Here is a 2231-nt window from a genome sequence, read left to right as displayed (position 1 = left end):
AGCCGGGCCGGTACACGGTGCCGGGCCGGTACACGGTGCCGGGCCGGTACACGGTGCCGGGCCGGTACACGGTGCCGGGCCGGTACACGGTGCCGGGCCGGTACACGGTGCCGGGCCGGTACACGGTGCCGGACCGGCTCTCGGTGCCGGGCCGGTTGTCGTGGCGGGTCGGTCAGGCGAGGGCGAAGGTGACCGTGCGGGTGGCCGGGTCGGCCGTGACCAGCCTGACCCGGACCCGGGTGCCGGGCGTCAACTCACCGGTGCACCGGGCCCGTACCGGCGGATCGTCGATGGCCACCGCACCGCCGGGCGGACGGTTCGCGCGCCCCTTGCCGTTCGACGGCGCGTCGACGTCCAACACCGCCGCGTCGAACGTCTCCCCCACCCGATGCGCCAACAGCACCGCCTCGGCCAGGTCGATCGCGCCCCGGCTGGCCGCCGACGCGGCGCGGTCCGTCGTCGACATCACCGCCGGCAGCCGGGGCAACGCCTCCCGGGCCCAGTCCGGCACCGTCCGGCCGTCGTGCAGGGCCAGGCAGACCTCCGTGGCGTACCGGTCGGCCAGCCGTCGCAGCGGCGCCGTCACATGCGCGTACGCGGCCGCCACCCCACCGTGCGCCGGCTGCTCCGGGACCTCGCCGTCGAACGCCGTGTACGCCGCCGACCGCATCAGCTCCGCCGCCTGGTCGACGAAGGCGGCGGCCCTCGGCTGCGCCGGGTCCAACCCCAGCAGCAACTCCCCGACGCCCATCCCCTCCGGCCAGTGCACGCCCAGCGGCCCCGCCGCCGCCCGCAACCGCTGCACCGCCTCCGGCTTCGGCGCGGGCATCGTCCGCAACAGGCCGATCCCGCCGGCCAGCATCAGGTCCGCCGCCGCCATCCCGGTCAGCAGCGAGATCTGTGCGTTGTGCTCCTCCATCGGCACCGGGGCCCGCAGCACCAGCCGCCACCCGTCGCCGTCGGCCTCCACGTCCTGCTCCGGGATCGGCAGGTTGATCGCTCCCCGACGCAGACCCCGGGCGGTCAACAGCGCACCGATCTCCGGCAACAACGCGATCGGCTCCGGCAACCGGCCCGCATCCGCGTCGGCCTGCACACTCGGATAGTCCAACTGGGCCCGGCTGCGCACCAGCGCCCGCTCCAGCGAGACAGCCGTGGTCGCGCCGTCGGCGTCCAGGTCGATGGTCCACAGCACCGCCGCCCGGTCCACCTCCGGCAGCAGGCTCGCCGCCCCCTCACCGAGACTGTGCGGATGCAACGGCACGTTGCCGTCGGGCAGGTAGACCGTCTGCCCCCGCCGCCAGGTCTCCTCCTCCAGGGCACCACCCGGGCGTACGTGCGAGGCCACGTCCGCGATCGCGTACCGCACCCGGAACCCGCCACCCGTACGACGGCTGAGGTGCATCGCCTGGTCCAGATCCCGCGACCCGGGCGGGTCCACCGTGACCAGCGGAACGTCCGTCCGGTCCACCGCCGGCCGGGGCGGCGCGGCGACCGCCTCGTCGGCCTCCCGCTGTGCCTGCTCGGGGTACGCCTCAGGCAGCCCCAACTCACGACGTAGCCCACCGAAGTCGATGCGAGGTGCGACAACCCGTCGGATGACCATGGGCCAATCCTGACAGCCTCCCGCACACCCCGCCCTCCCCCGACCGACCACCCCGCCACCACACGTCTGTGGCGGACCCGGCGAGCCGCCTGGCGCAGACGCCAATCAGGGCACTCGTCCAGCCGCCCATGCCCCGCGGTGTCCGCCCGACCGGCCGCCTTACCTGCCCGACCCTGCTCGCCTGCGCCCCTCGGGCTGCGAAGATCCGACCACCCCGCCACTACACGTCTGTGGCGGGTCTGGCGAGCCGGCTGGCGCAGACGCCGATCAGGGCACTCGTCCAGCCCCCCATGTCCAGCAGTGTGTCCGCCCGACCGGCTGCCCTCGCCCGCCCGACCCTGCTCGCCTGCGCCCCTCGGGCCGCCAAGATCCGCACAACATCCCTGATACTGCTGCCTCAACTGGGCCGCGAGGCAGCAGTATCAGGGATATTGCTGCCTCGCACGTGGGCACGGCCCTCCGAGGGCACCCGACAGGGACCAACTCACAGCCCAGGACAAGCGTCCTCCGAGCGCACCCCGTGAAGACAACCCGGCAGCGCCGTGACCCACACACGCCGTGACCCACACACGCCGTGACCCGCACACGCCGTGACCCACACACGCCGTGACCCGCACACGCCGTG

The 2231-nt window shown here is 74.2% G+C and carries 1 protein-coding gene; it reads right to left on the bottom strand.

Annotation, left to right across the window (positions count from 1 at the left end; all coding sequences use genetic code 11):
• Nucleotides 1-172: 172 nt before the first annotated feature.
• Complete coding sequence (locus ABT008_RS23785; protein WP_350698539.1) at nt 173-1606, bottom strand: RNB domain-containing ribonuclease; 1434 nt, start codon at nt 1604-1606, stop codon at nt 173-175.
• Nucleotides 1607-2231: the final 625 nt, after the last annotated feature.

The sequence above is a fragment of the Micromonospora sp. NPDC002389 genome, assembly GCF_040296095.1.
In the GTDB taxonomy this organism is placed as follows: Bacteria; Actinomycetota; Actinomycetes; order Mycobacteriales; family Micromonosporaceae; genus Micromonospora.
The sequence above is the reverse complement of the archived record's forward strand: the minus strand, read 5'-3'. Positions and strand labels throughout refer to the sequence as shown.